We start from the raw sequence: 25,032 nt of genomic DNA on the forward strand, positions 1-25,032 counted from the left end.
GAGACAGCAGGTTATGAAGTTAGGAGAACGCCCAATGAGTGAGCACCAGCCTTTAGGGGCGCCGGAGACGCAGACGGACGTACGAGTCGCGATTGTCGGCGTCGGTAACTGCGCCTCCTCGCTGGTCCAGGGCGTCGAGTACTACCAGAACGCCGACGAGAACTCGTCAGTGCCCGGCCTGATGCATGTCCGCTTCGGCCCGTATCACGTCCGCGACGTCAAGTTCGTCGCGGCGTTCGACGTGGACGCCAAGAAGGTCGGCTTCGACCTTTCGGACGCGATCTTCGCCTCGGAGAACAACACCATCAAGATCGCCGACGTCGCACCGACCAATGTGCTGGTGCAGCGCGGTCCGACGCTGGACGGCATCGGCAAGTACTACGCCGACACCATCGAGCTGTCCGACGCCGAACCCGTCGACGTGGTCCAGGTGCTCAAGGACGCCAAGGTCGACGTGCTGGTGTCCTACCTGCCGGTGGGCTCCGAAGAGGCCGACAAGTTCTACGCCCAGTGTGCGATCGACGCCGGGGTGGCTTTCGTCAACGCGCTGCCGGTGTTCATCGCCTCGGACCCGGTGTGGGCCAAGAAGTTTGCCGATGCCGGGGTGCCGATCGTCGGTGACGACATCAAGAGCCAGGTCGGTGCCACCATCACCCACCGCGTGATGGCCAAGCTGTTCGAGGACCGCGGTGTGCAACTGGACCGCACCATGCAGCTCAACGTGGGCGGCAACATGGACTTCCTCAACATGCTCGAGCGTGAGCGGCTGGAGTCCAAGAAGATCTCGAAGACCCAGGCCGTCACGTCCAACGTGCAGCGCGAGTTCAACGCCAAGGACGTCCACATCGGCCCGTCGGACCACGTCGGCTGGTTGGATGACCGCAAGTGGGCCTACGTGCGGCTGGAAGGCCGCGCCTTCGGTGACGTGCCGCTGAACCTGGAGTACAAGCTCGAAGTGTGGGACTCGCCGAACTCGGCCGGAGTCATCATCGACGCGGTGCGGGCGGCCAAGATCGCCAAGGACCGCGGGATCGGCGGCCCGGTGATCCCGGCGTCGGCCTACCTGATGAAGAGCCCGCCCGAGCAGCTGCCCGACGACGTTGCGCGCGCGCAGCTCGAAGAGTTCATCATCGACGCCTAGTCGGCTCTGCGCCGGAACTGCGCCGCTCCTGCGCCGAAACTGCGGTGAGGGCGGGTCGTCAGCGGCATGCGACGCCCTGAGCGCAGTGTGGGTGCCGCCTCCGCAGCCTCGACGCGGCTCGTAGTGTCAGGGCTGTGACTGAGATCTCCGAAGACAAACTGGCCGGCCTGTCCGAGTTCTCGCTGCTGGCCGAGAACGCCGAGCAGGCCGGCGTTTCGGGTCCGCTGCCTGACGTGGAGCGGATCGGGTCGGGCACCGGTGAAGCCAGGATCAGCGCACTGCGCTGGGGTCAGCGCCCGCGAATCATCTTTCTGCACGGCGGTGGGCAGAACGCGCACACCTGGGACACCGTGATCGTCGGCCTCGGTGAGCCCGCGCTGGCAGTGGATCTTCCCGGCCACGGGCATTCGGCGTGGCGGGAAGACGGCGACTACTCCCCACAGCACAACGCCGCCGCGCTGGAGCCCGTGCTGCAACAGCTCGCACCGGATGCCGAGCTAGTCGTCGGCATGTCGTTGGGCGGGCTGACGGCGATCCGGCTGGCGGCGCAGGCACCCGACCTGGTCAACGAACTCGTCCTGATCGACGTCACGCCGTCGGCGTTGCAGCGGCACGCCGAGCTGACCAAGGAGCAGCAGGGCACGGTGGCGCTAATGCACGGCGAGCGGGAATTTCCCAGCTTTCAGGCCATGCTGGACCTCACCATCGCTGCCGCGCCGCACCGAGAGGTCAAGGCATTGCGCCGCGGCGTGTTCCACAACTCGCGCCGGCTGGACAACGGCAACTGGACGTGGCGCTACGACGCTATCCGCCAATTTCCGGACTTCGGCGCTCTGTGGGACGACGTCGACGCGCTGGCAACTCCCATCACCCTGATCCGCGGCGGCTCGTCGGGCTTCGTCAGCGATGAGGACGCGGACGAACTCGCCCGTCGCGCAACGCATTTCCGCAAGGCGCACGTCGTCGAGAATTCCGGGCACTCGGTGCAAAGCGACCAGCCGCGCGCGCTGATCGACCTGCTGCGCGGCGTCCTCCACGGACGCTGAGTTGAGGCGGCGAGTCGGCCGCTGAGTCACCAGAGCATACGGTGATCAGATGACTTCCGACCGTCCCGTTCGTATCGGCGTGCAACTGCAACCCCAACACGCCCCGCACTACCGCAACATCCGTGACGCCGTCCGCCGCTGCGAGGACCTCGGCGTCGACATCGCCTTCACCTGGGATCACTTCTTCCCGCTCTACGGGGATCCCGACGGTCCGCACTTCGAATGCTGGACGGTGCTGGCGGCCTGGGCGGAGCAGACGTCGCGGATCGAGATCGGCGCATTGGTGACGTGCAACTCCTATCGCAATCCGGAGCTGCTCGCCGACATGGCACGCACCGTCGACCACATCTCCGACGGACGCCTGATCCTGGGGATCGGATCGGGCTGGAAAGACAAGGACTACCACGAGTACGGCTACGAGTTCGGCACGGCGGGCAGCCGTCTTGACGACCTGGCGGCCGCGCTACCCCGAATCAAGTCGCGACTGGCCAAGCTCAACCCGCCGCCGACGCGCGAGATCCCGGTGCTGATCGGCGGCAAGGGTCCGCGCAAGACGCTGCGGCTGGTCGCCGAATACGCAGACATCTGGCACGGCTTCACCACGGTGGATACCTACCCGGCGGCGGCAGCCGTGCTGGACGAGCACTGCGCGGCCGTCGGACGAGACCCGGCCGCCATCGAACGGTCGGCCGGGGTGGAGAACAACACCGGCGTCGCCCGCGGCGAAGGTGCCGACGCGCTGATCGCCAACGCCGAGGGGCTTGCCGAACTCGGCGTGACGCTGCTGACCGTCGGCTGCAACGGCCCGGACTACGACCTCACCGCCGCGGAGGCGCTGTGCCGGTGGCGCGCCCGCCGCTGAGAGTGCTTTGGCTTCATCTGACGAACACCTAATAATCCGCGCCAAGTCGTGAGAAACTTGCCGCGCTGATCTACGGGGTTTGAGAGAGGCCACCTGAAACCCATGCCGAAAAAATACGGGGTCAAAGAAAAGGACCAGGTTGTCTCGCACATCCTCAACCTGGTGCTTACCGGCAAATTGCGCACCGGCGACCGGGTCGACCGCAATGAGATTGCGCATGGCCTCGGAGTCAGTCGTGTTCCGATTCAAGAGGCGCTGGTCCAACTCGAACACGACGGCATTGTGTCGACCCGCTACCACCGGGGTGCCTTCGTCGAGCGATTCGACGAAGCCACCGTCCTGGAGCACCACGAACTCGACGGGCTGCTGAACGGCATCGCCTCTGCGCGCGCTGCCACCAACCCCACGCCCCGGATCCTCGGACAACTCGACGCCCTGATGCGCGCGCTGCGCTCGGCCAAGGAAGCGCGGGCGTTCACCGAGGTCGCTCGGGAGTACCGGCGCACCATCAACGACGAATATGCGGGGCCGAGGCTGCACGCCACGATCCGCGCCTCGCAAAACCTGATTCCCCGGGTCTTCTGGATGACTTACCAAGTCAACCGAGACGACATGTTGCCGTTCTACGAAGACGAGAACGCCGCAATTCATCGGCATGACCCGGTAGCCGCGCGGGCTGCCTGCGTGGACCGCTCGTATTTGATGGCTCAGACGATGCTGGCCGAACTTTGCCGGCGCCGGGTATTCGCCGCGCCTGACACTCCCGACACCATTCCCGGACACCTTCCGGTACTGACAGGAGCCGACGCGGCGCGCACGGAACCATCGATTGTCCGCTGACCGCTTCGGCCGTCGGTCGATACGGTGGCGTTGATGAGTTTGCATGTGAGCCTGCGGGCCAATCGCGGCGCAAGCCTGATTTCGAAGCTCGTTTTGATGGCCCTCTCCATCGTGATGGTGTGCGGTCTGACGTCGACGACGCTGGCTGCACCCGCGAGCGCGGACCGAAACCAGTGCGCGCCACCCGGGTTGGACAGCGCCACCACCTTGCCGAAGGACCTGACCGAGAATCCCGCGGTGGCACAAGACGATCCGAACACGACACCGACGGTCGAGCCGTTGAGCTCGGTTGACATCGGCGCGCTGGGACTCGGCACGCCGGGCGTCCTCACCGTCGGCACGCTGTCAGACGCCCCGCCCAACGCCTGCATCAACCCAACCGGCCGATTCAGCGGGTTCGACAATCAGCTGTTGCGTGCCCTTGCCAAGAAGCTGAATCTGCAGGTCCGCTTCGTCGGCACGAATTTCGCAGGTCTGCTTGCCCAGGTGGCGTCGCGGCGCTTCGACGTCGGCTCGGCATCCATCAAAGCCACCGACGCGCGTCGTCGCACCGTCGCGTTCACCAACGGCTACGACTTCGGCTACTACGCGCTGGTTGTGCCGCCAGGGTCGGCGATCAAGAAGTTCAGTGACCTCGCAGAAGGGCAGCGCATCGGCGTTGTGCAGGGCACGGTCGAGGAGTCGTACGTCGTCGACACCTTGCAACTGCAACCGGTGAAATATCCCGACTTCGTCACGGTGTATGCCGCCCTCAAGTCTCGGCAGCTGGACGCTTGGGTGGCGCCGTCGTTGCAGGCACAGACCGTGATGCGGTCGGGTGATCCGGCGGTGGTCGTCGCGAACACGTTCAGCCCGGGTTCCTTCGTGGCCTACGCGGTCGCCAAAGACAACCAGCCGCTGCTCGACGCGTTGAACTCCGCGCTGGACGAGGTGATCCGGGACGGGACCTGGATGAAGCTGTACAACGAATGGGTTCCCCGGTCCCTGCCACCGGGCTGGAAGCCCGGGTCGCGGGCCGCTCCCGGCCCGATCCTGCCGGACTTCGCCGCGATCGCCGCCGGTCACCACCACAAGCCGGTCGGTCCGGCCGCGCCGAAGTCCACCCTGGCCCAGCTGCGCGACTCCTTCCTCGACTTGGACATGTACCGGCAGGCCATTCCCACGCTGTTTCGCACCGGGCTGCCCAATACGTTGATCCTGACCGTCAGTGCCAGCGTCATCGGGCTGGCGGTGGGCATGGCCCTGGCGATCGCCGGAATCTCCCGTTCCCGCTGGCTCCGCTGGCCGGCGCGGGTGTATACCGATGTGTTCCGCGGCCTTCCCGAAGTGGTGATCATTCTGATCATCGGGCTGGGTATCGGACCGATAGTGGGCGGCCTGACCAACAACGACCCCTACCCGCTGGGCATTGCCGCGCTGGGTTTGATGGCCGCCGCCTATATCGGTGAAATTCTGCGGGCCGGGATTCAGAGCGTGGACCCCGGCCAGCTGGAGGCCTCACGCGCGCTCGGCTTCAGTTATCCGGCGGCGATGCGGCTGGTGGTGATACCGCAGGGAGTCCGCCGGGTGCTGCCGGCACTGGTCAACCAGTTCATCGCGCTGCTGAAGGCCTCGGCGCTGGTCTACTTCCTGGGCTTGGTCGCCCAACAGCGCGAACTGTTTCAAGTGGGCCGCGACCTGAACGCGCAGACCGGCAACCTGTCGCCGCTGGTGGCTGCCGGCGTCTTCTACCTGATGCTGACCGTTCCGCTGACACATTTGGTGAACTACATCGACGCCCGCTTGCGCCGAGGGCGGGCAGCGGTTGAGCCAGAAGAGACGCCGGACATGCTCAAGTCCACTTTCGGCCAGGAGATGACATGACCGAAGACCAGGTGGGCCGACAGTCAGTGTCCTTGGCAGCCAAGGATATCCACCAAACCCTGAACGGCACGGTGGTGCTGCGCGGTGTCGATGTCGAGGCTCCGGCGGGTAGCACTGTTGCCGTCGTCGGACCGTCGGGTTCAGGCAAGTCCACGCTGCTGCGCACCCTGAACCGCTTGCACGAGCCCGACAGCGGGGACATCCTGCTCGACGGCCGGTCGGTATTGCACGACGACCCCGACGAATTGCGTCAGCGTATCGGGATGGTGTTCCAGCACTTCAACCTGTTTCCGCACCGCAGCGTGCTGGACAACGTCGCACTGGCGCCGCGCAAGTTGCGCCGATTGTCCGCCGACGCCGCGCGTGAACTTGCATTGACGCAACTGGACCGCGTCGGCTTGAAACATAAGGCAGGTGCCCGTCCCGGCACGCTCTCCGGCGGACAACAACAACGGGTCGCGATCGCTCGGGCATTGGCCATGGCCCCGCAGGTGATGTTCTTCGACGAGGCCACCTCGGCGCTGGATCCCGAGCTGGTCAAGGGCATCCTGCAGCTCATCAGTGACCTGGGCGACGAGGGTATGACGATGATCGTGGTCACCCACGAGATGGGCTTTGCCCGGTCGGCCTCAGACACGGTCGTTTTCATGGATCACGGCAAAGTGGTGGAATCCGGGCCGCCAGAGCAAATATTTGAAGCTGCGCGAACCGAGCGCTTACAGAAGTTCCTTTCCCAGGTACTTTGACGATCTAAGACTTCTCCGGGTAACTGCCGTCTACGTGCGGCATAGCGCGTTAGACTCCCGACTTATGGCGGACAGCGAACCCACCGAGCCCGAGTTGGCGGAGCTGGCAGAAGGTTTGCACCGTGCGCTGTCCAAGCTGTTTTCGATCCTGCGCCGCGGGGATCCCAACGGGGCGGCGGCGGGGGATTTGACCCTGGCGCAGTTGTCGATCCTGGTCACGTTGCTCGATCAGGGGCCCATCCGGATGACGGACCTGGCCGCGCACGAACGGGTGCGGACCCCCACCACCACCGTGGCGATCCGTCGGCTGGAGAAGATCGGGCTGGTAAAGCGCTCGCGCGATCCGTCTGATCTGCGCGCCGTGCTGGTCGATATCACGCCGCGAGGGCGAGCGGTTCACGGCGAGTCGCTGGCCAACCGGCGCGCCGCCCTGGCCGCGATGCTCGGTCAGCTCCCCGCCTCCGACCTGAATACGCTGATGAAGGCACTCAAGCCGCTGGAGCGCCTGGCCTCCGGTGAACCAGCGGCAGGTGACCCGCCCGCACGCAAGCAGGCTTGAAAGTATATGAATATCAACTGCATTGGATGCATTGGATAGTAGCCCCGGTGGCCGCCCCTAAGCTGGAACGATGCCCACTGCACTCATCACGGGCGCCGGTGGCGGGATAGGCTCCGCCATCGCCGACGCGCTGGCGCCGACGCACACCCTGCTGTTGGCCGGTCGACCCTCCGACCGCCTTGACGCGGTCGCGACGCGCCTCGACGCCGCCACATTCCCGCTGGACCTGACCGACACCGACGAGATCGCTGCCAGCTGCGAAATCATCGACGCACTCGACGTGCTGGTACACAACGCCGCGGTGTCCATCCCCGCCCGGTTCGCCGACTCGACCGTCGATGAATGGCGGACCGTCTTCGACGTCAATCTTATTGGCCCAGTTGCTCTTACGCTGGCGCTGTTACCGGCACTGCGGCAGGCTCGCGGTCAGGTGGTGCTGATCAATTCCGGCGCGGGGCTGCGGGTTTCGCCGGGTCTGGCGGCATATTCGGCGAGCAAGTTCGCGCTGCGCGCGTTCGCCGACTCGCTGCGCCAGGACGAACCGGACCTACGCGTGACCACCGTTTACCCGGGCCGCACCGACACCGAGATGCAGCGGGAAATCAGAAAGTTTTCCGGCGGCGAGTACGACCCTTCGAAGTTCATGCGGCCCGAAACCGTGGCGGCGGCCGTCGCCGCCGCGGTCAATACCCCACGCGATGGCCAACTGGACGAGGTGGTGATCCGTCCGGGCCGCGCCTAAGTCGTGTTAGCCGCTTTACACGACCAGGTTGACCAGCCGGCCGGGGACGACGATCACCTTGCGCGGTGTGGCACCGGCCAAGAACGCCTGCACCTTGTCGTCGGACAGCGCTGCAGCCGTTAGGGTTTCCTCGTCGGCGCTGGCCGCCACCATCACCCGGCCACGCACCTTGCCGTTCACCTGCACCGGATATTCGACTGTGTCGTCGACCAGGTAGGCCGGATCGAACTGCGGGAACGGGCCGTGCGCCAACGACGTGGTGTGCCCCAACCGCAGCCACAGCTCCTCGGCCAGGTGCGGCGCCAGCGGCGCCAGCATCAGCACGAGGGGCTCGACCGCCGTGCGGGGCACGGAGTCACGGTGCTCCTTGGTGAGGTGGTTGGTGTACTCGATCAGTTTGGCGGCGGCAGTGTTATTACGCAGTGCCGCATAGTCTTCCGAGATTCCGGCGATAGTGCGGTGCAACGCTCGCAGGGTGTCCGTGGCCAACTCGCCATCGACCACCCTGATGCCTCCGGTGTTCTCGTCGACCACCAACCGCCACACCCGCTGCAGAAAGCGATGTGCGCCGACGACATCCTTTGTGGCCCACGGCCGTGAGGCCTCCAGTGGTCCCATCGACATCTCGTAGACGCGCAGCGTGTCTGCGCCGTATTCGTCGCAGATCTCGTCGGGCGATATCGAATTCTTCAGGCTCTTACCGATTTTCCCGAATTCCTGGAATACTTCGATCTCACCGGCGGGCCCAGGGTAGTAGAACTTGCCGTCGCGCTCGATCACGCGCTCTGCGGGCACATACGAGCCGCGCGCGTCGGTGTAGGCGAACGCCTGGATGTAGCCCTGGTTGACCAGCCTCCGGTAAGGCTCCCGGGACGTGACCTGCCCAAGGTCGAAGAGGACCTTGTGCCAGAACCGGCAATACAGCAGGTGCAGCACCGCGTGCTCGGCGCCGCCGACGTACAAGTCGACGCCGCCGGGGTCGTCGGGGCCGTGCTCAGCTGGCCGCGGACCCATCCAGTAGGCCTCGTTTTCCTTGGCGCAGAAGCGATCTGAGTTGTGCGGGTCGGTATAGCGCAGTTCATACCACGAGCTGGCCGCCCACTGCGGCATCACGTTGGTGTCGCGGGTGTAAGGCTTCAGGCCATCGCCCAAGTCCAGCTCTACGTGCACCCATTCGCTGGCCTTGGCCAGCGGCGGCGAAGGCTCGCTGTCGGCGTCGTCCGGATCGAAAAGCACTGGCGAATAGTCCGGTACATCGGGCAGCTCGACCGGCAGCGCGGCCTCGTCGAGGGCATGGGGGCGTCCGTCGCTGTCATAGACAATGGGAAACGGCTCGCCCCAATATCGTTGCCTGGCGAACAGCCAGTCGCGCAGCCTGTATTCGATGCGGGGCCGCCCGCGCCCTTCGGCTTCCAGGCGCGCCGTGATGGCCTCCTTGGCTGTCGCCACGTCCATGCCGTCGAGATAACCGGAGTTGACCAGGGTGCCGTCGCCCGGGTATGCGGCCTCCGAAATATCGCCGCCGGCAATGACTTCGAGGATCGGCAGACCGAATTCACGCGCGAAATCCCAGTCGCGCTGGTCGTGGCCGGGGACTGCCATGATGGCGCCGGTGCCGTAGCCGAGCAGCACGTAGTCAGCGATGAAGATCGGGACGGGTTTGTCGTTGGCCGGGTTGATCGCGTGACTGCCCAGAAAGACGCCGGTCTTCTCCCTGCTCTCCTGGCGCTCCAAGTCCGACTTCGCCGCGATTGCTCGGCGGTACGCGGCCACCGCCTCAGCCGGTGTGGCGGCACCGTACGTCCAGCGTGGGTTCGTCCCGTCCGGCCAGGCGGCGGCCACCAGATCGTCGACCAGTTCGTGTTCGGGCGCCAAGACCAGGTACGTGGCGCCGAACAGGGTGTCGGGCCGGGTCGTGAACACCTCGATGTCGAGCGGTTGGCCGTGGCTGCTGCTTGCGGAGAACAGTGCCTGCGCGCCGGTGGAACGGCCGATCCAGTTGCGCTGCATCGTTTTTATCTGCTCCGGCCAGTCCAGCAAATCCAGATCGTCGAGCAGCCGGTCGGCATACGCGGTAATGCGCATCATCCACTGCCGCAACCGTTTCCGGAATACCGGGAAGTTGCCGCGGTCGCTGCGGCCATCCGCCGTGACCTCTTCGTTGGCCAGCACGGTGCCCAGTCCAGGGCACCAGTTCACCATCGAGTCCGCCCGGTAGACCAGTCGCCAGCTGTCGACGACATCGGCCCGCTCCCCCGCCGACAGCTGAGCCCAGTCCCTGCCGTCGGCGAGACTGCGTGCGCCGGAATTGAATTCGGCGATCAGCTCCGATATCGGCCGAGCCTTGTTGGCCGCTACGTCGAACCACGCGTTATAGATCTGCAGGAAGATCCACTGGGTCCACTTGTAGAACTCGACGTCGGTGGTTGAAAAACTGCGCCGGCTGTCGTGAGCGAGACCCAGCCGGCCCAGCTGGCGCCGAAAGTTGACGACGTTGGCCTCGGTTCTGGTGCGCGGGTGGGTGCCGGTTTGCACCGCGTATTGCTCTGCGGGCAGGCCGAACGAATCGAACCCCAAGGCGTGCAGCACGTTACGGCCAAGCATCCGGAAGTAGCGCGCGTAGACATCGGTGGCGATGTATCCCAGGGGGTGTCCGACGTGCAATCCGTCGCCCGACGGGTAGGGGAACATGTCCTGGACGAACAGCTTGTCCGCCGGTACGGCGCCACCGTCCGTCGGGGCCAGCGAACCCACCGGGTTGGGCACGTTGAATGTCTCGAGGTCAGCCCACTTCTGCTGCCAGTCGCTTTCGATCCGGCCGGCCAGTTCCGCGGTGTAGCGGTATCGCGGCGCATCGGCGTCCGGGGCAACAGCACCTGCTTTGCCGTCGGACGCAGCGGTCGGGGATTCGCTCACGTGAACAGGGTAGAGGGCGGTGCCGGTGGACCCGCCGGCCACAGGTTGGTATCGGTTGCGTAGCGCACCGATCAGAGGTTCATCCCAGCTCGATTTCAGGCCTGTTCACCCCGTTTGACCTCTGGTTACAGTCGGCCTCAAGGACGGGCCCGTGCCCCGGGCTCAGGAGGGATCGACGCAAATGTTTCAGGTCGCACGGACGTGGCTGGCCGTCACTGGAGGTCTGGCCGCCGGCGCGATCGGTGTCACCGCCTTCGCCGGTGCCACCGCATCCGCGGCGCCTTTGCAGCCACTCCCCCCACCCACCCCAGGTGTCACAGCGCCGGCACCGGCCCCGCAGAACGTCACCGGCCTGCCTGGCACCACCAACAGGTTCGCGCCGAGCATCCCGGGGGCCAACCCAGCCACGCCACCCGTTCCTTCGGCGGCCACGGCGCCCACCGCGGGGACCCCGCTGCCGGCCACCGCGATCGCACCGGTTGCCGGAACGATCCGCGACTACCTGCAGTCGAAGGGCGTCAAGCTTGAAGCGCAGAAACCTCAGGGGTTCAATGCACTCGATATCACCCTGCCGGTGCCCACCCGCTGGACTCAGGTACCCGACCCCAATGTGCCCGACGCGTTCGCGGTGATCGCCGACCGGACCGGCAGTAGCCTGTACACCTCGAACGCGCAGGTCGTGGTCTACAAGCTGATCGGTGACTTTGATGCCAGGGAGGCCATCGCGCACGGCTTCGTCGACAGCCAGCAATTGCCCGCGTGGCAGACCACGAACGCCTCGCAGGCAGACTTCATGGGTTTCCCGTCGTCAATCATCGAGGGCACCTACCGCCAGAACGAGATGGTGCTCAACACCTCGCGTCGGAACGTCATCGCGACGTCCGGAAAGGACAAGTACCTGGTGTCGCTGGCAGTGACCACCGCCCAGTCGCAGGCGGTTGCCGACGGACCCGCGACCGACGCCATCATCAACGGGTTTCGCGTGACGGCTCCGGCCGCTCCAGCGGCTCCGGCGGCACCCGCCGTTCCGGCGGCTCCGGCCCCGGTGGCTCCCGCTCCGGTGGCACCAGCGGCTCCTGGCCAAGCGCCTGCTCAACTGCCGGCCGCCGCTCCTCCGCAGGCATCCGTAGCCGCTCCCCCGCGAGCGCCCGTCACGGCTCCCACACAGGCACCCGTCCCGGCTCCCACACAGGTGTCGGCTGCGGCGCCGATCGCCGTGCCTATCCAGGCGCCCGCGGTGGCGCCAGGTACGACGACACTTCCGGCGCCGGCAGGACTTCCGGCCGCGGCGCCGGCACCCGGCCAGTCACTCACCCCGCAACCAACACCTAATCTGCTGGCCCTGCTTCCGGGGCTGCCGCCACTACCCAACCTGCACCTGAACCTGCTGGGAACCCAACCGCGTTAGTGGTGATCGCGAGCGCGGCGGAGCCGTGCGAAGCGGGTCGCCACCATCGGGAAAAGCCGGTCGCCACCATCGGGACTAGGCGCGCCGGGAACCCGACGAGCGGATCGTCGGCCGCCCTCGTATTGTGAGCCCATGTTGATCGCGGGCGTGCTATGCGTGTGTGCGGCGGTGGTCTCCGCCGGCTTTGGAACCTGGTCGCTTTCCCACGCCCCCACCGCCGACGCCACCCACACGGCTCTGCGTGCCATGGCGCCGACCCAGTTGGCGGTCGCGGTGATGCTGACGGCCGGCGGCGTAGTGGCTTTGGTAGCGTCGCCCCCCACCGCTTTGGTGCTGGTGATCGTCTGTGTCGCAGGCGCTTTCGGCACGCTGACCGCCGGATCCTGGCAGAGTGCACGCTTCGTGCTGCGCCGCGAGGCATCCGTTGAGCCAGCCGCGTGCGCAGGCGATTGCGCGGTCTGCACCCTGTCCTGCCACTGAATATGTGCGGATGACGGTCGAAGGAAGCGCCCGGCCGGGAAACGAACTTAGCGATCCTTATTCATCAGTTGACATCGTGTTCGAGGCACGGTAACGCGTCGAACGTGGGGGATATGCACGCAGTCCGACCGCTTTTCGTCCAAGTCACCCACGTTCGGCGAGTGAGGCATGCAGTGCACGAGACGTGAAGACCACGCCATCGCCATCAGTTTCGGCTGACGTCGATGGGATGAGTTGCCAGCAGCGAAAGCGGCAACGGCTGACGGCGCAGCACCTGGCCCCACAGATCAGATCGCGGCCCGACCAGAACGTCAGAGGGCAACGCAGACAACACGATCCAGTCGTCGCGCTCGATTTCCCCTTCGAGCTGACCGATGGTCCAGCCGGAGTACCCCGCGTAGATTCGCACCCCCTCCACCAGCGGTGCGATCTGATCGGGGTCGGCATCCAGATCGACCATCACCATCCGGCCGGCCACATGCCGTAGGCCCGGCACATTTTGCGGATCGGCGCCGATGCGCAGCACCGCCAGACACAGCGCCGCGTCCCGCTTCACCGGCCCACCGATGAACATCGTCTTTGGCTTGGCCGCAAGCTTCGCCCACTGCGGCAGCACGTTGTACACCGCCGTCTCGCTGGAGCGGTTCAGCACCACGCCCAATGTGCCGCCGTCATTGTGCTCGACGATGTAGATCACGCTGCGGCGAAACGTCGGTTCCAGCAGATCTGTGTTGGCCAGCAGCAACGTACCTGCACGTACCCGTTGCGCGGCAGGTGCGACATAGTCCTCGGGGTCCTCGGGCTGCGGCACCATTCCATCATCGCACTCCGGACGGCATCGCCGGGCCAAACGTGGACGGCTCACGGATATTTGTACTGTTGTTGGATCGGCCTCGAGCGAAGGTGAACTTGCTGCCCCGATCGTTGGAAATGGGTTCTGTGGATCAACCCCGGATGCACGGGAGCGCGCCCGTCGCCCTTTGGCGGTCGGTGCGCGATTTGCCCGACTTCTGGCGACTGCTGCAGGTGCGCATGGTAAGTCAGTTCGGCGATGGCCTTTTTCAGGCGGGAATGGCCGTCGCGCTGCTATTCAACCCGGACCGCGCCGCCGACCCGATGGCGATCGCGCGCGCCTTCATCGTCCTGTTTCTGCCTTACTCACTGCTAGGACCATTTGCCGGCGCGCTGGTGGACCGGTGGGATCGACGGCTGGTGCTTGTGGGCGCCAACCTGGGCCGGCTGGTGCTGGTCGCGGCCATCGGCATCATCCTGGCCACGCGGGCGGGGGAGTGGCCGTTGCTGTGTTTGGCGCTGGTCGCCAACGGCTTTACCCGGTTCGTCCTGTCCGGCCTGTCGGCGTCGTTGCCTCACGTCGTGCCGCGCGAACAGGTCGTCACGATGAACTCGGTGGCCACCGCGTCGGGCGCGGTTGCAGCTTTTCTTGGCTTCAACTTCATGCAGCTGCCCCGCTGGTTGGCAGGCGGCGGGGATAAGGGCTCCGCGGCCGTCGTCTTCATCGTCACGATCCCACTGGCGATTGCGTTGCTGTTGTCGTGGCGATTCGCGCCTGGCGTGCTCGGCCCGGACGACACCCGGCGCGCCATTCACGGATCAGCCTTCTACGCGGTGATCACCGGGTGGGTACACGGCGCACGAACCGTGGTGCAGATCCCGACGGTCGCTGCCACCCTGTCCGGCTTGGCCGTACACCGAATGGTGGTCGGAATCAACTCGCTGCTGCTGTTATTGCTCGTCCACCACCCGAAATCTCCGGCGGAGGGTGGGTTGCAAATAGCGCTGATCTTCCTTGCAGCGTCGGGGCTTGGCGCCTTTCTCGCCACCGCACTCACCCCGCCCATGATCCGTCGCTGGGGGCGCTACGCCACCGCCAACGGGGCGCTGGTCGCGGCCATGATCGTCCAGCTCGCCGGCGCCGGGCTGGTGATACCGATCATGGTGGCGTGCGGCTTCCTGCTCGGGGTGGCCGGTCAGACGATCAAGCTCTGCGCCGACTCCGCAATGCAGATCGATGTCGACGACGCGCTTCGCGGACACGTGTTCGCTGTGCAAGACGCGCTGTTCTGGGTCGCTTTCCTCGTCTCGATAACCATTGCTGCGACGATGGTTCCCGACGACGGTCGCGCGCCGGGTTTTGCGCTGTTTGCGGCGGGGCTCTATCTCGTCGGGCTGGCCGCTCACGGCATCATCGGACGCCGTCGGCAGCCGGCGCCGGTAACAGACAACTCGTTCAGGAGGCGCTAATGGCGGGTGCAGCATCGATCGTGGCCGACCTGCGGGCCGAAAGCGACGACCTCGACGCGTTGGTGGCGCCTCTGCCGACGGGGCGATGGGCCGATCCGACGCCTTCCCCGGGATGGACCATCGCGCACCAGATCGCGCATTTGCTGTGGACCGACCGGGTGTCACTGACCGCCATCACAGACGAGGCGGCGTTCGGTGACGTGCTGACCGCGGCAAGCGCCGATCCCGCCGGCTTCGTCGACGCGGGCGCCGAGGAATTGGCGGCTCTGGCGCCGCCGGAGCTGCTCGCCGACTGGCGGGGCACTCGTACGCGGCTGCACGACGCGCTGCTGACCGTTGCCGACGGTCGCAAGCTGCCCTGGTTCGGGCCTCCGATGAGCGCTGCGTCGATGGCCACCGCGCGGTTGATGGAGACCTGGGCGCACGGGCTCGACGTCGCCGACGCTCTCGGCGTCGACCGGCCGGCCACCGAGCGGTTGCGCTCAATCGCGCACCTGGGGGTGCGGACCCGCGACTATGCCTTCTTGGTGAACAATCTGGCGCCACCGACCGAGCCGTTCCTGGTCGAGTTGCGGGGACCCGGCGGCGACACCTGGTCCTGGGGTCCGCCCGATGCGGCCCAGCGAGTCATCGGGTCCGCGCAGGACTTTTGCTTCCTGGTCACGCAGCGGCGAGCGTTGAGCACCCTGGACATCGCGGCGGAGGGACCGGACGCGCAGCGCTGGCTGCAGATTGCGCAGGCCTTTGCCGGGCCTCCCGGCCCCGGTCGATGAGCGCGCGTAGCGCGCGAAGAGAGCCGGGGCCCATCCGATCCAAGCCCCGGTCGATGAGCGCGCGTAGCGCGCGAAGAGAGCCGGGCAACATCATCCGACGCATCGAAATCCAGGCCAGTCGACCTCTCGCCAAGGCGCTCGCGATAACCACCGAGGACTGAGGACGGCTATCCCGGGGCCGCTCGATCACGAATCTATCGGGTCGTCGCCGTGGACGACGACACGGGCGCGTGCGACGTCCTTCTCGGACTGACCGCCGTCGCGCGGCGACATGCCCGCCGGCGTCAACGGCATCGGGGCACCGCCCATTCCGGCTGCCGTTGTGGGACTGCGTATTTCAGCGGCATTGAGCACCCCTGCGCGCAGCCCGACGGGCCTGCCGCCGGTCTCCGGCTCGAAACTACTGGTCGGCCGGGTGTAGCTGGTCAGCCCGGCGCCGGGGAAGCCTCCCAGCGTTCCAGCGCCGCCGCCCGACGCGCCTCCCACACCCGCGGCAGCGCCTCCCGCCAGCACCGGTTCCGCCACGGCCGCAGCGACATTCGGGCTCGAGGCGGCGGGAAACATCCCGGCCATGGATTGCAGCATGCTTTGCGGCAGGCTGGTGACTCCCTGAAACGCCTGCATCGGCGCCTGGGCCAGCTGTTTGAGCGGTTCGGTGCCGCTGGATATCATCGACATCGGTTGCTGCATAAGCGACCCCAGATGGCTACTCGCATCAGCGGGCGTGGCTGACGTCTGCCCTGCGGTCTGGGCGGCCTGGGTCGACACCTGCATTGCATCGTTGATGCCGGTGTGTGCCGCGGCCTGTCCGACAGCCTCTGCGGCTGCCGCGGGGGCGGCGGGCGAGGCCCCGAGCGGGGCGATTGGCGGCGGCACGGCCAGTGCGGCGGCCAGCGTGCTTAGGACGCCGGAATACGTCCAGCCGCGAATCGAGTTGTGCGGCCAGTGTTCTCCGAAGTACTCCGTGTCACGTTCGACGATCGCCGGGGTGTTCTGACCGAAGAAATTGGTGGCGTTCAGCGCGGCCCACTCGTCTCGGTTGGTCTGCGAAACCACCGACGGAATGACCGTGGACTGCGCAACCATAAAGGCTTCGACGGCGGCTTGCGTGACGCTGATCTTGTGCGCCGTCCAGCCGACCAGCGTCTGCAGTCCCGCGTTGAGTCCCGTCGCGGCGACCATCGAGGCGACGGCGCCCAAACCCTGCCATTGCGCGGCTGTGACAAGGGTATTGACCGCCGAAAGACCCATCGACAGTTCCTTGTTCGCAGTCTCGGTGACCCAAACCAGGTTGTTGGCGATCACCGATGCCGCACTACCCGCCTCGAAAATCGCCGCCACCAGCTCGGGCGGACCTGACCACCTCGGGTCGGCCATGGCGTCCTCTTACAGCAGGCCCGCGTTGATCGCCTCTACGGCGGTCGTGGTGGATGCAGCCATGCCTTGCGCACCTGAGAAAGCCGCGCGCTGACCGACGTGCTCGGCGGTCGAAGCCAGGTAGGCGGTTCCGGCGGCATTCAGCGCGGCAGCGAACTGGACGGAGTCCGCGTCCGCCGCCATCGGCAGCACCCCGGTAAGGGCGGCCGCTCCGGCAGCGGTTGTGGCCGCCATCCCCTCGCTGATCCCGGCCTCGGCCGCAGCCGACAAGTCGACGCCGTCCGGAATCATGCTGAACAAGCCGCCCATATATCGATCTCCCCTTGTTTGTCGGCCGCTGGAGCTGTCTGAGTTTAAGAAGGGTGATACAAGCTGTCGAGTCAGGGTGGACGACTTCGGCTTGCGCCCTATTCCGGCGCTCCGACCAGCACCCCTTCGATCGCGCCTTCGGTGGTGACCAGCAGGCCGCGGCCGGGCGGCAGCTGCTGCGCGCTTATCCGGCCGAAGACCTTCACCGCCACGGGATCGTTGTCCATGAACAACGTGGGTGCGCGCGAGCTGGTCATCTTCTGCAGGAACGGGTTCGTCACCGACACCCCCGCCCAGTTCCCGGGCAGCCGCGAAACGATCACGTGCAGCCCGATCTCCCGACTGCGTTCGATCAATCCCCACAACGGCGCTGTGGCAGCGTTCTTGCCGATCACCCCGTGCGGTCGCAGCTCCTGCTCGTCGTCGATCAGGAGGAAATGGTGGGGACCTTGCCAGGTGCCCCGGCTCAGCAGTTCTTCCTGACTCAGGCCGGACGGTGGCAGGCGGTCGCGCATGATCTGCGCCAACCCTTCGATCACCTCGTCGATGTCGTCCTGGGTATAGGCGTACGCACGCACATGCGGAGCCTGGATCTTGCCGATGAGCGACGTCTTGGGGTCAATGATGCTGATTTGTGCCTGTTCTGGGGTGAAGCGGCTGACGATCGCCTGCCCGAGGGCGGCCAGCGTGGTGGTCTTCCCGCACAGCTGGCGGCCCAGGACCAGCAAGTTGGGCACCATCCGGGTGAGCAGAGCCACCGGCTGCAGCGCACTTTCGCCGATCGCGAACGGGATGTTCAGTGGATCGGCGGCGTCGGCGGTGTCTGGGGTATTTACGAAGGCGGCAATCACCTGACTGAGCTCGATCCGCTCGGGCAGCCGCGCCAATCGCTCCACTCGACCGGCACCGGTCAGACCGGCGATCAGCGGGCCGAGCTCCCGGGTGGTCACGCGGGCACCGCTGCTCGCGGTGATCTCCGGCACGCCCACCAGCAGCTCGTAGCCGTCGCGAGTGACCCCGAACCCGGGCCTGTCCAGCGTGTTTCGGGCCGCTTTTCTGCGTTCGAAGCCTTCGCCCATCTGCGTTTCGTCCGGGTTGCTCAGCCGCAGCTGGATGCGTGCGTTCGACACGTTGACCAGCTGTTGCTTCTGGCCCACCAACCACGCCGTTGCGCTGGTCATGACATGCACCCCGTAGGACAGGCCCTGGCGGGCGATCGCGATCAGACGGTCGCCCGTCGCGGCGTCCTTCTCGTAGAGGTCGCTGAAATTGTCGACGACGAGGAACACGTCGCCGAACTTGTCGCCGGGATCGGTCGGGCCGGCGCCGCCAGTGCCGAAGCGCCGATCGCGGAATTCCGAGATGTCGATCTGATACCGCTTGAACGACGCCTCCCGGGCGAGAACCAATCCCTCCAAGGAAGCGATCGTCCGCGACACCCCCTCGCGGTCCGTCTGGCTCACTACGGACGCCACGTGCGGCAACTCTTCGACCGGGTACAGCGCCGCCCCGACGCAGAAGAACGTCACCCGCTCGGGGCGGTACATCAACGCCGCCGACGTCATCAGGGTCATCAACGTGGTGGACTTGCCGCGCTGAGCGGTGGCGACCACCATGATGTTGTCCATCTCCGCGTCGATTGCGTGCACTCGCTGGGCATGCTCGTCGGGGATGTCCACGATTCCAACGGGGAACACCAAGCCCGGGTTTTCGCCGTAGTCGAGATTCCAGGGCTTGCCACGCCACCGCGCCACCAGCGCATCCACCGGCTCGCTGACTTCCAAAGGTGGCAGCCATATCTGATGCGGCGGCCGTGCCGGGTGCGAGAGCAGCGACTCGCGGATCACGTCGACCAGCTTCTTCTTCCGGAATCCGTCGGGATGGAAGAGGAACTCGTCAGGCTCCTCGGGTTGGTCGGCCACCGCCAAAGCGGCGCTGTCGGATTCGCTGAGCGGCTGGTATGCCCACGTATACGAGCGTGGTTGGGAAAAGCTGACCGCCACAGTCTTGTTCACGTTGACGGCACGCTTCGGCACCACGAAGGGAGCGGACACATAAAAGCACCGGAACTGCTCGAGGTCGCGCGGCCCGACTTTGAGCAACGCGTAACCGTTCTCTTTCGACGGCAGGTGCAATGCCGAATCACTACCGATGACATCACGCGAGTCTTCGGCGGTTTCCGCACGTAGTGCAACCCGAAAGGCGATGTTGCTCTTGACTTTGCTGAGCGATGACAGATCCAGCCGCTGGCCGCCGAGTGTGAAGAAGACGTTGCAGCCTCGGCCCTCCTGTCCGATGTGAATCACGAGATCGATCCACTCCGGGTGGTGAATGAACAGCTCCAGGTACTCGTCGATGATGACCAGCAGAATCGGCACCGGTTCCAGATCCCGTCCCGCGAGCCGCATCTCCTCGTACTCGTTGGCATCTCGCGCCCCGGCGTCCTTGAAAAGCCGGTAGCGCCTGGCTATCTCGCCATTGATCGCCTTGCGCATCCGCTCGGCCAGGTGACGGTCGTCCTTACCCAGGTTGGACAGCGAACCGGCGACGTGCGGAAATCCCTGCAAGTCTTGGGCCGCCGACTCGAACTTCATGTCGACGAAGATCACGATGAAGGTTTCCGGTGAGTGCGTCAGCGCGATCCCGCTGCACAATGACAAGAAGTATTCCGACTTACCCGAGCCAGACGTGCCGATCACCACAGAGTGAAAGCCGTAACCACCAAAGTCCTTGGCGCGCAGAATCACATGCTGCAGTTCACCACCTTGCTTGACGCCGACCGGCACCATCGCCCACTTGTGGTCGCCGCGGCCACGGCTGTCGGACCAGAGCCTGTCGACGTCGAGTTCTCGAGGGTCGGTGATACCCAGCGCGCGCAGTAGCTCACCGCCCTGGCTGTCCGTTTCGGACAGATCCGCAGCGCTCATCGGGGACCAGCGGGCAAGCGCCCGCGCGTACCTGTTGGCGGTGCTCTCGGCGAGCATATCCGCCACGGCGTAGAACGTTTCGCGATGCGTGAGCCGGCCTTCGCGCAGCGCAAACCGCTGCTTGTCGTCAAACCCGACGCCGACGCCTTCGCGAGTCGCCAACCGCAGCACCGTGATTCCGGCCATACCCTTCTGTCCGGTCACGCCCTCCCATTGCTCGGGCGTGCCGATGTTGTCGTCCACGATCACCCAATGTGGTCCCAGCGCTGGCCCGCCGAGCGACTCCACGGGCGACGGCATCGACGTCGGGCTGGTCCCGACCGGTGGCGTCCACGGTCCGCGGCCCTTGCGGTGCAACTCGGCGTCGAGTGCTTCTTCCAGCTCCGCCGGAGACGCAAACACCAACCGCCGCAGTCCACATGCATCGAACATCTCGTCGTGCTGATTGTGCGGCAGCCACACCAACCATGACCAAAACTCGGGGTGGCGGGTGACTACCATCAGCTTGAGGTCGCTGGGGCTGTGGTAGACGGCGAGCGAACACAGCACGGACCGCATCAGGCTGTGCAGCTCACCGGGCTCTGCGCCGATGAAGCTGAAACCCGGGCTTGACCGCAGGCTCAGTACCTTGCCAATCCCGCGAATCTTGCTCTGCTCCAGGATGAAATCCCTTAGGGCGCCACCGGTTACCGGCTCCAGCTCTTCGCCGACTGGAACGTCCGGCCATTGCAGCGAAACCGCCGACTCGTTGGCCTGCTGCACGCCGAGCCCGAGGCGGACGTCGAGGAAGTCGGGGTCGTTAGGCCGGCGTTCCCACATCCGCGGTCCGCCGATGACCGTGTCCAATCGCTGCGGATCGGCGTGCACGAACAGCTGGCCATCGCGCTGCTCTTGGGCGGCGCGCTGCACTTCGTCGCGGTCCTCGTCGAGTTGGCGCAGATAGCTGCGGCGTTGCTTTTCCTGTTCGCCCCAGCTGATCCGGCGTGCCCGTCCGAAGCGTCCGCTGAACATCAGCGTGCCGAACCCCACCAGGCCGATCATCGGGAAGAACCCGGACTGCAGGGATCGAATCCCCGACGCGTACATCACCACCAGCGTGCCGATGATGCCGACCAGCAGCGCCGGCAACGCGATCATCAGCAGGATGTTTCGTGGCTCGCGTTCGGGCAGCGCCATCGGCGCGCCGATCGCGATTCGCACCGGCGGGATGTCCGGTGCCGGCTTGCGGGCGGCGCGGACGAACCCTCGTTTGGACATGCCTAACCCCCGATGTTCTGCTCGTTGGACCCGGAAATGGGTGCCACCATCCCACCTCCGGGGAGGGCGTCGCGAGCCACCAGCGCGGCATCACGGCTGATGGCCGGTCCCGTCGCAAACGTGCGCACGATGGGCCACGGCGCTTGCACAGCAAAGCGTGGATCTATGCCCAGCGCCTGCAGCGTCCGTTGGTCCGATTGGATGCCATACCGAACCCCTTGCGGCGAAAGCCAATACAAGCTCTCCCGACTGCCGGCCGTGACGGCACCGCTCGTCGTCGCGACGAAATTCGCCGCGCCCGGCAACACCAGCGTCTGGTTGGCCTCCACGGAATCGGGATGGCGGTCGTCGCGAACCAACTGCACCAAGTGGGAATCCATGCTGCCCGGTACCGGCAGACCGCGCCCGCTGAAGACAGCGATCCGCGCCTGGGGGTCGCCGGCTTGTTTCTCCCACCCCACGCATGTCACCGGATTCGCCGACGTATCAATGAAATCCAGCTTTCCAGACGGGTAGTAGTCGACGTTGAGGACATCGACTACCGGAATGTGTATCAGCTTGTCCGGCGCGACCAGCGTCGGCGTCGGAGAACCATGCGAATCCCCGGCGCGCAACATGTCCGCGACAAAGCTGCTGATTTTCTGCACGCCGCCGGGCAGCAGCACATAGAAGCCGTTGACGGCCCCGTTCGCATCGCGGGTCTCCAGGACGCTGCCCACCGACGTCCCGGTTAACCATTGTGACGGTGTGCCGGCATCCGGAATGGCGGGTAAAACAACAGGTTCGGTTGACGGCAAGGCGTCGAAGAGGGCGTTGGAGATCTCAATCGGATAGGTCACTCCGGGGTCGAGACCGAGATTGAAGGTCACCGCCCGCTCGGTCGGGTCGACCCGGGATCGCTGGCCATGCCAGATGACGTAGGTCGCGCCCCGATGGGTGGCCAGGATCGCCTGCGTGGGGCTCATCGCCGCGGCCCGCCCCAACGGCGAGAGCTGGCCCGCGATCGCTGTCACCACCGCAGCCGTCCCGCCGGTTTGGGTGGCGCCGCGGTTGGCCGCAGTGTCGCACACCGACCAGGCCGATAGGGCGTTCGACGTGATCGGCAGGCTATCCGGCACACCGGGAATGCCGATCGTCGGGCCGGTGGGGTATTTGGCAATCTCGCCCGCCTTGACCCAGGCCGGGGCGGCCGCATTGCCCACCGCCAACCGTGCGGAGGTCAGGTTGAGCGCGGGGTAGAGGTGCCCATTGATCTTCGCGTACACCGCGCCGGTGTCGCGGTCACCGATGATCGCCGATTCGCCGATCAGACCTGCGGGCTTCATGATGTGCAGTAGAGCCATCCAGCCGACGCCAATGACCACCAGCACGATCGAGAGTGCCACCGCCGCTTGCTGTTTGCGGTCGTCGTGCTTCATGCGCACGGAGAACCTGGTGATCGCAGCGCGCAACCGCCGGTTGTAGAACAGGTGCCCCGAATTCTGGTCCCGATTGGACAGATTGAGTGGCACAACGATTCTCCTTTCAGGAGATAAGCTTTCGGCAGGATTATTTGTCCGGCAGCCCAAGCACACTTCCGTGCTGCATTGGCACCGGCGTCAGCGCAAGTGGCCGCCGTACCTGGCCTGGTTCTCGGCTTCTGCCTCTTCGCGCAACGCTGCGATCGCGAGGTTCAACCTGTCGGTCAGTTCTCCATGTGCGTATCCGGTCATCACGTCCGGATGCAACGTCAATTTGAGCAATCGGCCGTCGGAATTCGCGACGGCATGAATATCACCCAGATCCACGCTGTATGTGACGGTTTCGGCCTGCGCGACAAGGGCTTCCCACTTGTCCGCCGCCTCGCTCAGCTCACGCAGAACCGACTCGACGAGATCTTTGTCCATCAGGTCACTCAGCTCGCTGCTGCGACTGTCCGACCCCGACACGATGACAGTATGTCGACCCCTCCCACCAGCGTCAATTCAAGGTTCGGGTCTCGCCTTGAGGCTCACGACGTGGTCTCCCACCGGCTGGCCGGTGGGGCGTCGAGTTTCTGGAACCAGGACAGATGATAGTTGGCAGCTATTCGGTCGCCGGTGACAAATCCCTCGGTAGCGGCCAACAGCAGACAATTCTGCAAATGCGCGGGTTCGACATCCGGACTTTGGTTGAGCAGTTGCTGATACGCGGTGTCGAGATGCACTCGCAGCAGGTCGACTTCGTCGTCGACGACGCCGGTTCCCGCCGCAGCGGCCCTCGCCAAGGTGTGCACCATCCGCGGCACGCCATCGCGCCAGTGGGTAGCTTGGCTCAGGTCCCATCCCAGGTCATCGATGTCAGGCAGTTCGCGGGGCTGCACCGACGTCGGCGTCTCGGCGAACTCGGCCGACCAGTCCAACGAATCGCCCGGTGCGTAGGTCACCAGGCGCAATGTGTCGCCCAGCATGGATGAGGCTTTGCCAGTGCGCCGTTCAGGCGGCAGTAGCCGCACCCCTTCGGGAATGTCGATGCGTGCGGGTATCCAGCCGTGCGCGAGGTCCGTGACCAGCACCGTCGTGCCATCCGCACAGTCGCCGACTGCCCAGTTCAGCTTGGGTTCTTGACGGACCACGAACGAGAGCAGTCGCTGCAATCGTTCGTCCCCCGCAAGCGGGAGGTGCCCCCAGTTGGTTTCGGCAGGAGCTGCGGGCACTGGCGTCTGCGGTGGCGGTTCCGGCTGCGACTCCGGCGCCACCGCCGGGGTTTCGAAGACAGGTTCCGGGATCGGTGCTACGGGCGGTTGGACGGCCGTTGCGTCAAGGTGCCGGCCGTCAACCCGCACGACATCAGGACTGACCGTGTCTGCCGCCGCCGCGCCGGGCGGTTCCGAGTCCCTCACAGCGGGTATGACCTGCGTCTTATCGAGATCAATCGGGGCAGAATCCCGTCGGACGGGTGGTCTGGCGTGCCGGGCCGGCGGCCGAGCCGTCATCGGCTGCACACGGCGAATTACCGACTCGACTCGTCGCACAGCGCGGGCACGCGCCTGCTCGATCACCTTGGCCTCTTCCGCCTGCCGAACCGGGTCGGCCATTCCGGCTCGTCTCATCAGCTTCAGCTGGTCGTTGGCGCTACGGGCGATCCGCTGCAGGTCGTCCCTGAGATGGTCTGCGACCGTGGCGTTTTCGGGGGTGATCGTCGACAGCTCAGCCGGCCAGAGCCCACCTATCACCCACGCGGTGCAATCGATGGGAGAGCTGAATGCCGGAATCGTCAGGGATTCCTCCGCCGCTCTCCGGAGGCGCTGACGCGCTGACATCCGACCGAACATTGCCACCGGGCAAGCGTACCGGCATCCTCCATGACGTGCGCAGACGGTGAATTGTGCGGCCATCACGGCGTGGGTAGCGTGGGGACATGGCTGATTCTGCGCTGCAGCAGCAACTCGACGAGGTGCGCGCGCTACTCGGCCGCGCCCGAGAGCTGTTCGGCGCCAACCCAATCGAGCCGCCCGCCGATATCGTTCCCGATCCTGACGCCGCCAAGACCTGGTTGGTGTGAAC

At 65.8% G+C, this 25,032-nt stretch carries 21 protein-coding genes; 13 read left to right on the forward strand and 8 right to left on the reverse strand.

What is annotated here, in order from left to right:
• Window positions 1–34: 34 nt before the first annotated feature.
• The 8 genes from A5791_RS10485 (at window position 35) to A5791_RS10520 (ending at window position 7,799) form a co-directional block, all read left to right on the forward strand.
• A complete protein-coding gene (locus tag A5791_RS10485) occupies window positions 35–1,141 on the forward strand; it encodes an inositol-3-phosphate synthase (protein WP_067235056.1) in 1,107 nt (368 codons plus the stop codon).
• A 134-nt stretch (window positions 1,142–1,275) separates the two neighbouring features.
• A complete protein-coding gene (locus tag A5791_RS10490; protein ID WP_067235060.1) occupies window positions 1,276–2,187 on the forward strand; it encodes an alpha/beta fold hydrolase in 912 nt (303 codons plus the stop codon).
• Between the two features lie 49 nt (window positions 2,188–2,236).
• Window positions 2,237–3,049 (forward strand): LLM class F420-dependent oxidoreductase, encoded by an 813-nt coding sequence (locus tag A5791_RS10495; protein ID WP_067235073.1) that lies wholly within the window; start codon window positions 2,237–2,239, stop codon window positions 3,047–3,049.
• 102 nt (window positions 3,050–3,151) lie between these two features.
• Window positions 3,152–3,889 carry a GntR family transcriptional regulator gene (locus A5791_RS10500; protein ID WP_067235087.1) on the forward strand — a complete coding sequence of 246 codons (738 nt, stop codon included), beginning with the start codon at window positions 3,152–3,154 and terminating at the stop codon, window positions 3,887–3,889.
• Between the two features lie 96 nt (window positions 3,890–3,985).
• Complete coding sequence (locus A5791_RS10505) at window positions 3,986–5,752, forward strand: ABC transporter substrate-binding protein/permease (protein ID WP_369828047.1); 1,767 nt, start codon at window positions 3,986–3,988, stop codon at window positions 5,750–5,752.
• On the forward strand, window positions 5,749–6,498 hold the full coding sequence (locus A5791_RS10510; RefSeq protein ID WP_067235094.1) for an amino acid ABC transporter ATP-binding protein: 750 nt from the start codon (window positions 5,749–5,751) through the stop codon (window positions 6,496–6,498). The genes A5791_RS10505 and A5791_RS10510 overlap by 4 nt, the downstream gene beginning before the upstream one ends.
• 64 nt (window positions 6,499–6,562) lie before the next feature.
• Entirely contained in the window at window positions 6,563–7,057 is a 495-nt protein-coding gene (locus A5791_RS10515) for a MarR family winged helix-turn-helix transcriptional regulator (RefSeq protein WP_067235103.1), read from the forward strand.
• A 70-nt stretch (window positions 7,058–7,127) separates the two neighbouring features.
• The gene (locus tag A5791_RS10520) at window positions 7,128–7,799 is read left to right on the forward strand and encodes an SDR family oxidoreductase (protein WP_067235112.1); all 672 of its coding nucleotides are present in this window, start codon (window positions 7,128–7,130) and stop codon (window positions 7,797–7,799) included.
• 15 nt (window positions 7,800–7,814) lie between these two features.
• On the opposite strand, the gene leuS is transcribed toward A5791_RS10520, so the two are convergent.
• A complete protein-coding gene (gene leuS / locus A5791_RS10525) occupies window positions 7,815–10,715 on the reverse strand; it encodes a leucine--tRNA ligase (protein ID WP_067235288.1) in 2,901 nt (966 codons plus the stop codon).
• A gap of 181 nt (window positions 10,716–10,896) precedes the next feature.
• Between leuS and A5791_RS10530 the strand changes: the two genes are divergently transcribed.
• A complete protein-coding gene (locus A5791_RS10530) occupies window positions 10,897–12,123 on the forward strand; it encodes an LpqN/LpqT family lipoprotein (RefSeq protein ID WP_067235121.1) in 1,227 nt (408 codons plus the stop codon).
• A gap of 132 nt (window positions 12,124–12,255) precedes the next feature.
• On the forward strand, window positions 12,256–12,603 hold the full coding sequence (locus A5791_RS10535; protein ID WP_067235135.1) for a hypothetical protein: 348 nt from the start codon (window positions 12,256–12,258) through the stop codon (window positions 12,601–12,603).
• A gap of 205 nt (window positions 12,604–12,808) precedes the next feature.
• Here A5791_RS10535 and A5791_RS10540 read toward each other — a convergent pair whose 3' ends face one another.
• Window positions 12,809–13,417, reverse strand: coding sequence for a YqgE/AlgH family protein (locus A5791_RS10540; protein ID WP_156661122.1), 609 nt, complete (start codon window positions 13,415–13,417; stop codon window positions 12,809–12,811).
• A 140-nt stretch (window positions 13,418–13,557) separates the two neighbouring features.
• Here A5791_RS10540 and A5791_RS10545 point away from each other — a divergent pair, with 140 nt between their 5' ends.
• Both A5791_RS10545 and A5791_RS10550 read left to right on the forward strand, forming a co-directional pair.
• Window positions 13,558–14,865: an MFS transporter gene (locus tag A5791_RS10545; protein WP_067235142.1), complete on the forward strand. Its 1,308-nt coding sequence runs from the start codon at window positions 13,558–13,560 to the stop codon at window positions 14,863–14,865.
• On the forward strand, window positions 14,865–15,638 hold the full coding sequence (locus A5791_RS10550) for a TIGR03084 family metal-binding protein (RefSeq protein ID WP_067235148.1): 774 nt from the start codon (window positions 14,865–14,867) through the stop codon (window positions 15,636–15,638). The genes A5791_RS10545 and A5791_RS10550 overlap by 1 nt, the downstream gene beginning before the upstream one ends.
• A 186-nt stretch (window positions 15,639–15,824) precedes the next feature.
• Here A5791_RS10550 and A5791_RS10555 read toward each other — a convergent pair whose 3' ends face one another.
• The 6 genes from A5791_RS10555 to A5791_RS10580 form a co-directional block, all read right to left on the reverse strand.
• Window positions 15,825–17,015 carry a PPE domain-containing protein gene (locus A5791_RS10555; protein WP_067235155.1) on the reverse strand — a complete coding sequence of 397 codons (1,191 nt, stop codon included), beginning with the start codon at window positions 17,013–17,015 and terminating at the stop codon, window positions 15,825–15,827.
• Window positions 17,016–17,024: 9 nt separating this feature from the next.
• Complete coding sequence (locus A5791_RS10560; protein ID WP_067235170.1) at window positions 17,025–17,324, reverse strand: PE domain-containing protein; 300 nt, start codon at window positions 17,322–17,324, stop codon at window positions 17,025–17,027.
• Between the two features lie 98 nt (window positions 17,325–17,422).
• Window positions 17,423–21,508 (reverse strand): type VII secretion protein EccCa, encoded by a 4,086-nt coding sequence (eccCa, locus tag A5791_RS10565; protein ID WP_067235172.1) that lies wholly within the window; start codon window positions 21,506–21,508, stop codon window positions 17,423–17,425.
• Window positions 21,509–21,510: 2 nt separating this feature from the next.
• On the reverse strand, window positions 21,511–23,019 hold the full coding sequence (gene eccB / locus A5791_RS10570; RefSeq protein ID WP_067235174.1) for a type VII secretion protein EccB: 1,509 nt from the start codon (window positions 23,017–23,019) through the stop codon (window positions 21,511–21,513).
• An 87-nt stretch (window positions 23,020–23,106) separates the two neighbouring features.
• Complete coding sequence (locus tag A5791_RS10575; RefSeq protein WP_156661124.1) at window positions 23,107–23,439, reverse strand: DUF2710 family protein; 333 nt, start codon at window positions 23,437–23,439, stop codon at window positions 23,107–23,109.
• A gap of 59 nt (window positions 23,440–23,498) precedes the next feature.
• Window positions 23,499–24,800 (reverse strand): DUF5631 domain-containing protein, encoded by a 1,302-nt coding sequence (locus A5791_RS10580; protein WP_369828048.1) that lies wholly within the window; start codon window positions 24,798–24,800, stop codon window positions 23,499–23,501.
• An 86-nt stretch (window positions 24,801–24,886) separates the two neighbouring features.
• On the opposite strand from A5791_RS10580, the gene A5791_RS26745 reads away from it, so the two are divergent.
• Window positions 24,887–25,030, forward strand: a complete 144-nt coding sequence (locus A5791_RS26745) for a hypothetical protein (protein ID WP_197504653.1) — start codon at window positions 24,887–24,889, stop codon at window positions 25,028–25,030.
• The last annotated feature ends 2 nt before the right edge of the window (window positions 25,031–25,032 follow it).

Origin of the sequence: Mycobacterium sp. 852002-51163_SCH5372311 (assembly GCF_001667115.1) — a bacterium.
Classification (GTDB): Bacteria; Actinomycetota; Actinomycetes; order Mycobacteriales; family Mycobacteriaceae; genus Mycobacterium.

Excerpts from the sequence above, each read along its gene's own strand:
- A5791_RS10485 (WP_067235056.1), top strand. The coding sequence starts at position 35 with ATGAGTGAGCACCAGCCTTTAGGGGCGCCGGAGACGCAGACGGACGTA.
- A5791_RS10580 (WP_369828048.1), bottom strand. The coding sequence starts at position 24,800 with ATGTTCGGTCGGATGTCAGCGCGTCAGCGCCTCCGGAGAGCGGCGGAG.
- A5791_RS10560 (WP_067235170.1), bottom strand. The coding sequence starts at position 17,324 with ATGGGCGGCTTGTTCAGCATGATTCCGGACGGCGTCGACTTGTCGGCT.
- A5791_RS10500 (WP_067235087.1), top strand. The coding sequence starts at position 3,152 with ATGCCGAAAAAATACGGGGTCAAAGAAAAGGACCAGGTTGTCTCGCAC.
- A5791_RS10550 (WP_067235148.1), top strand. The coding sequence starts at position 14,865 with ATGGCGGGTGCAGCATCGATCGTGGCCGACCTGCGGGCCGAAAGCGAC.
- A5791_RS10520 (WP_067235112.1), top strand. The coding sequence starts at position 7,128 with ATGCCCACTGCACTCATCACGGGCGCCGGTGGCGGGATAGGCTCCGCC.
- A5791_RS26745 (WP_197504653.1), top strand. The coding sequence starts at position 24,887 with ATGGCTGATTCTGCGCTGCAGCAGCAACTCGACGAGGTGCGCGCGCTA.
- A5791_RS10515 (WP_067235103.1), top strand. The coding sequence starts at position 6,563 with ATGGCGGACAGCGAACCCACCGAGCCCGAGTTGGCGGAGCTGGCAGAA.
- A5791_RS10510 (WP_067235094.1), top strand. The coding sequence starts at position 5,749 with ATGACCGAAGACCAGGTGGGCCGACAGTCAGTGTCCTTGGCAGCCAAG.
- A5791_RS10540 (WP_156661122.1), bottom strand. The coding sequence starts at position 13,417 with ATGGTGCCGCAGCCCGAGGACCCCGAGGACTATGTCGCACCTGCCGCG.
- A5791_RS10530 (WP_067235121.1), top strand. The coding sequence starts at position 10,897 with ATGTTTCAGGTCGCACGGACGTGGCTGGCCGTCACTGGAGGTCTGGCC.
- A5791_RS10555 (WP_067235155.1), bottom strand. The coding sequence starts at position 17,015 with ATGGCCGACCCGAGGTGGTCAGGTCCGCCCGAGCTGGTGGCGGCGATT.
- A5791_RS10495 (WP_067235073.1), top strand. The coding sequence starts at position 2,237 with ATGACTTCCGACCGTCCCGTTCGTATCGGCGTGCAACTGCAACCCCAA.
- A5791_RS10545 (WP_067235142.1), top strand. The coding sequence starts at position 13,558 with ATGCACGGGAGCGCGCCCGTCGCCCTTTGGCGGTCGGTGCGCGATTTG.
- eccCa (WP_067235172.1), bottom strand. The coding sequence starts at position 21,508 with ATGTCCAAACGAGGGTTCGTCCGCGCCGCCCGCAAGCCGGCACCGGAC.
- A5791_RS10505 (WP_369828047.1), top strand. The coding sequence starts at position 3,986 with ATGGCCCTCTCCATCGTGATGGTGTGCGGTCTGACGTCGACGACGCTG.
- A5791_RS10535 (WP_067235135.1), top strand. The coding sequence starts at position 12,256 with ATGTTGATCGCGGGCGTGCTATGCGTGTGTGCGGCGGTGGTCTCCGCC.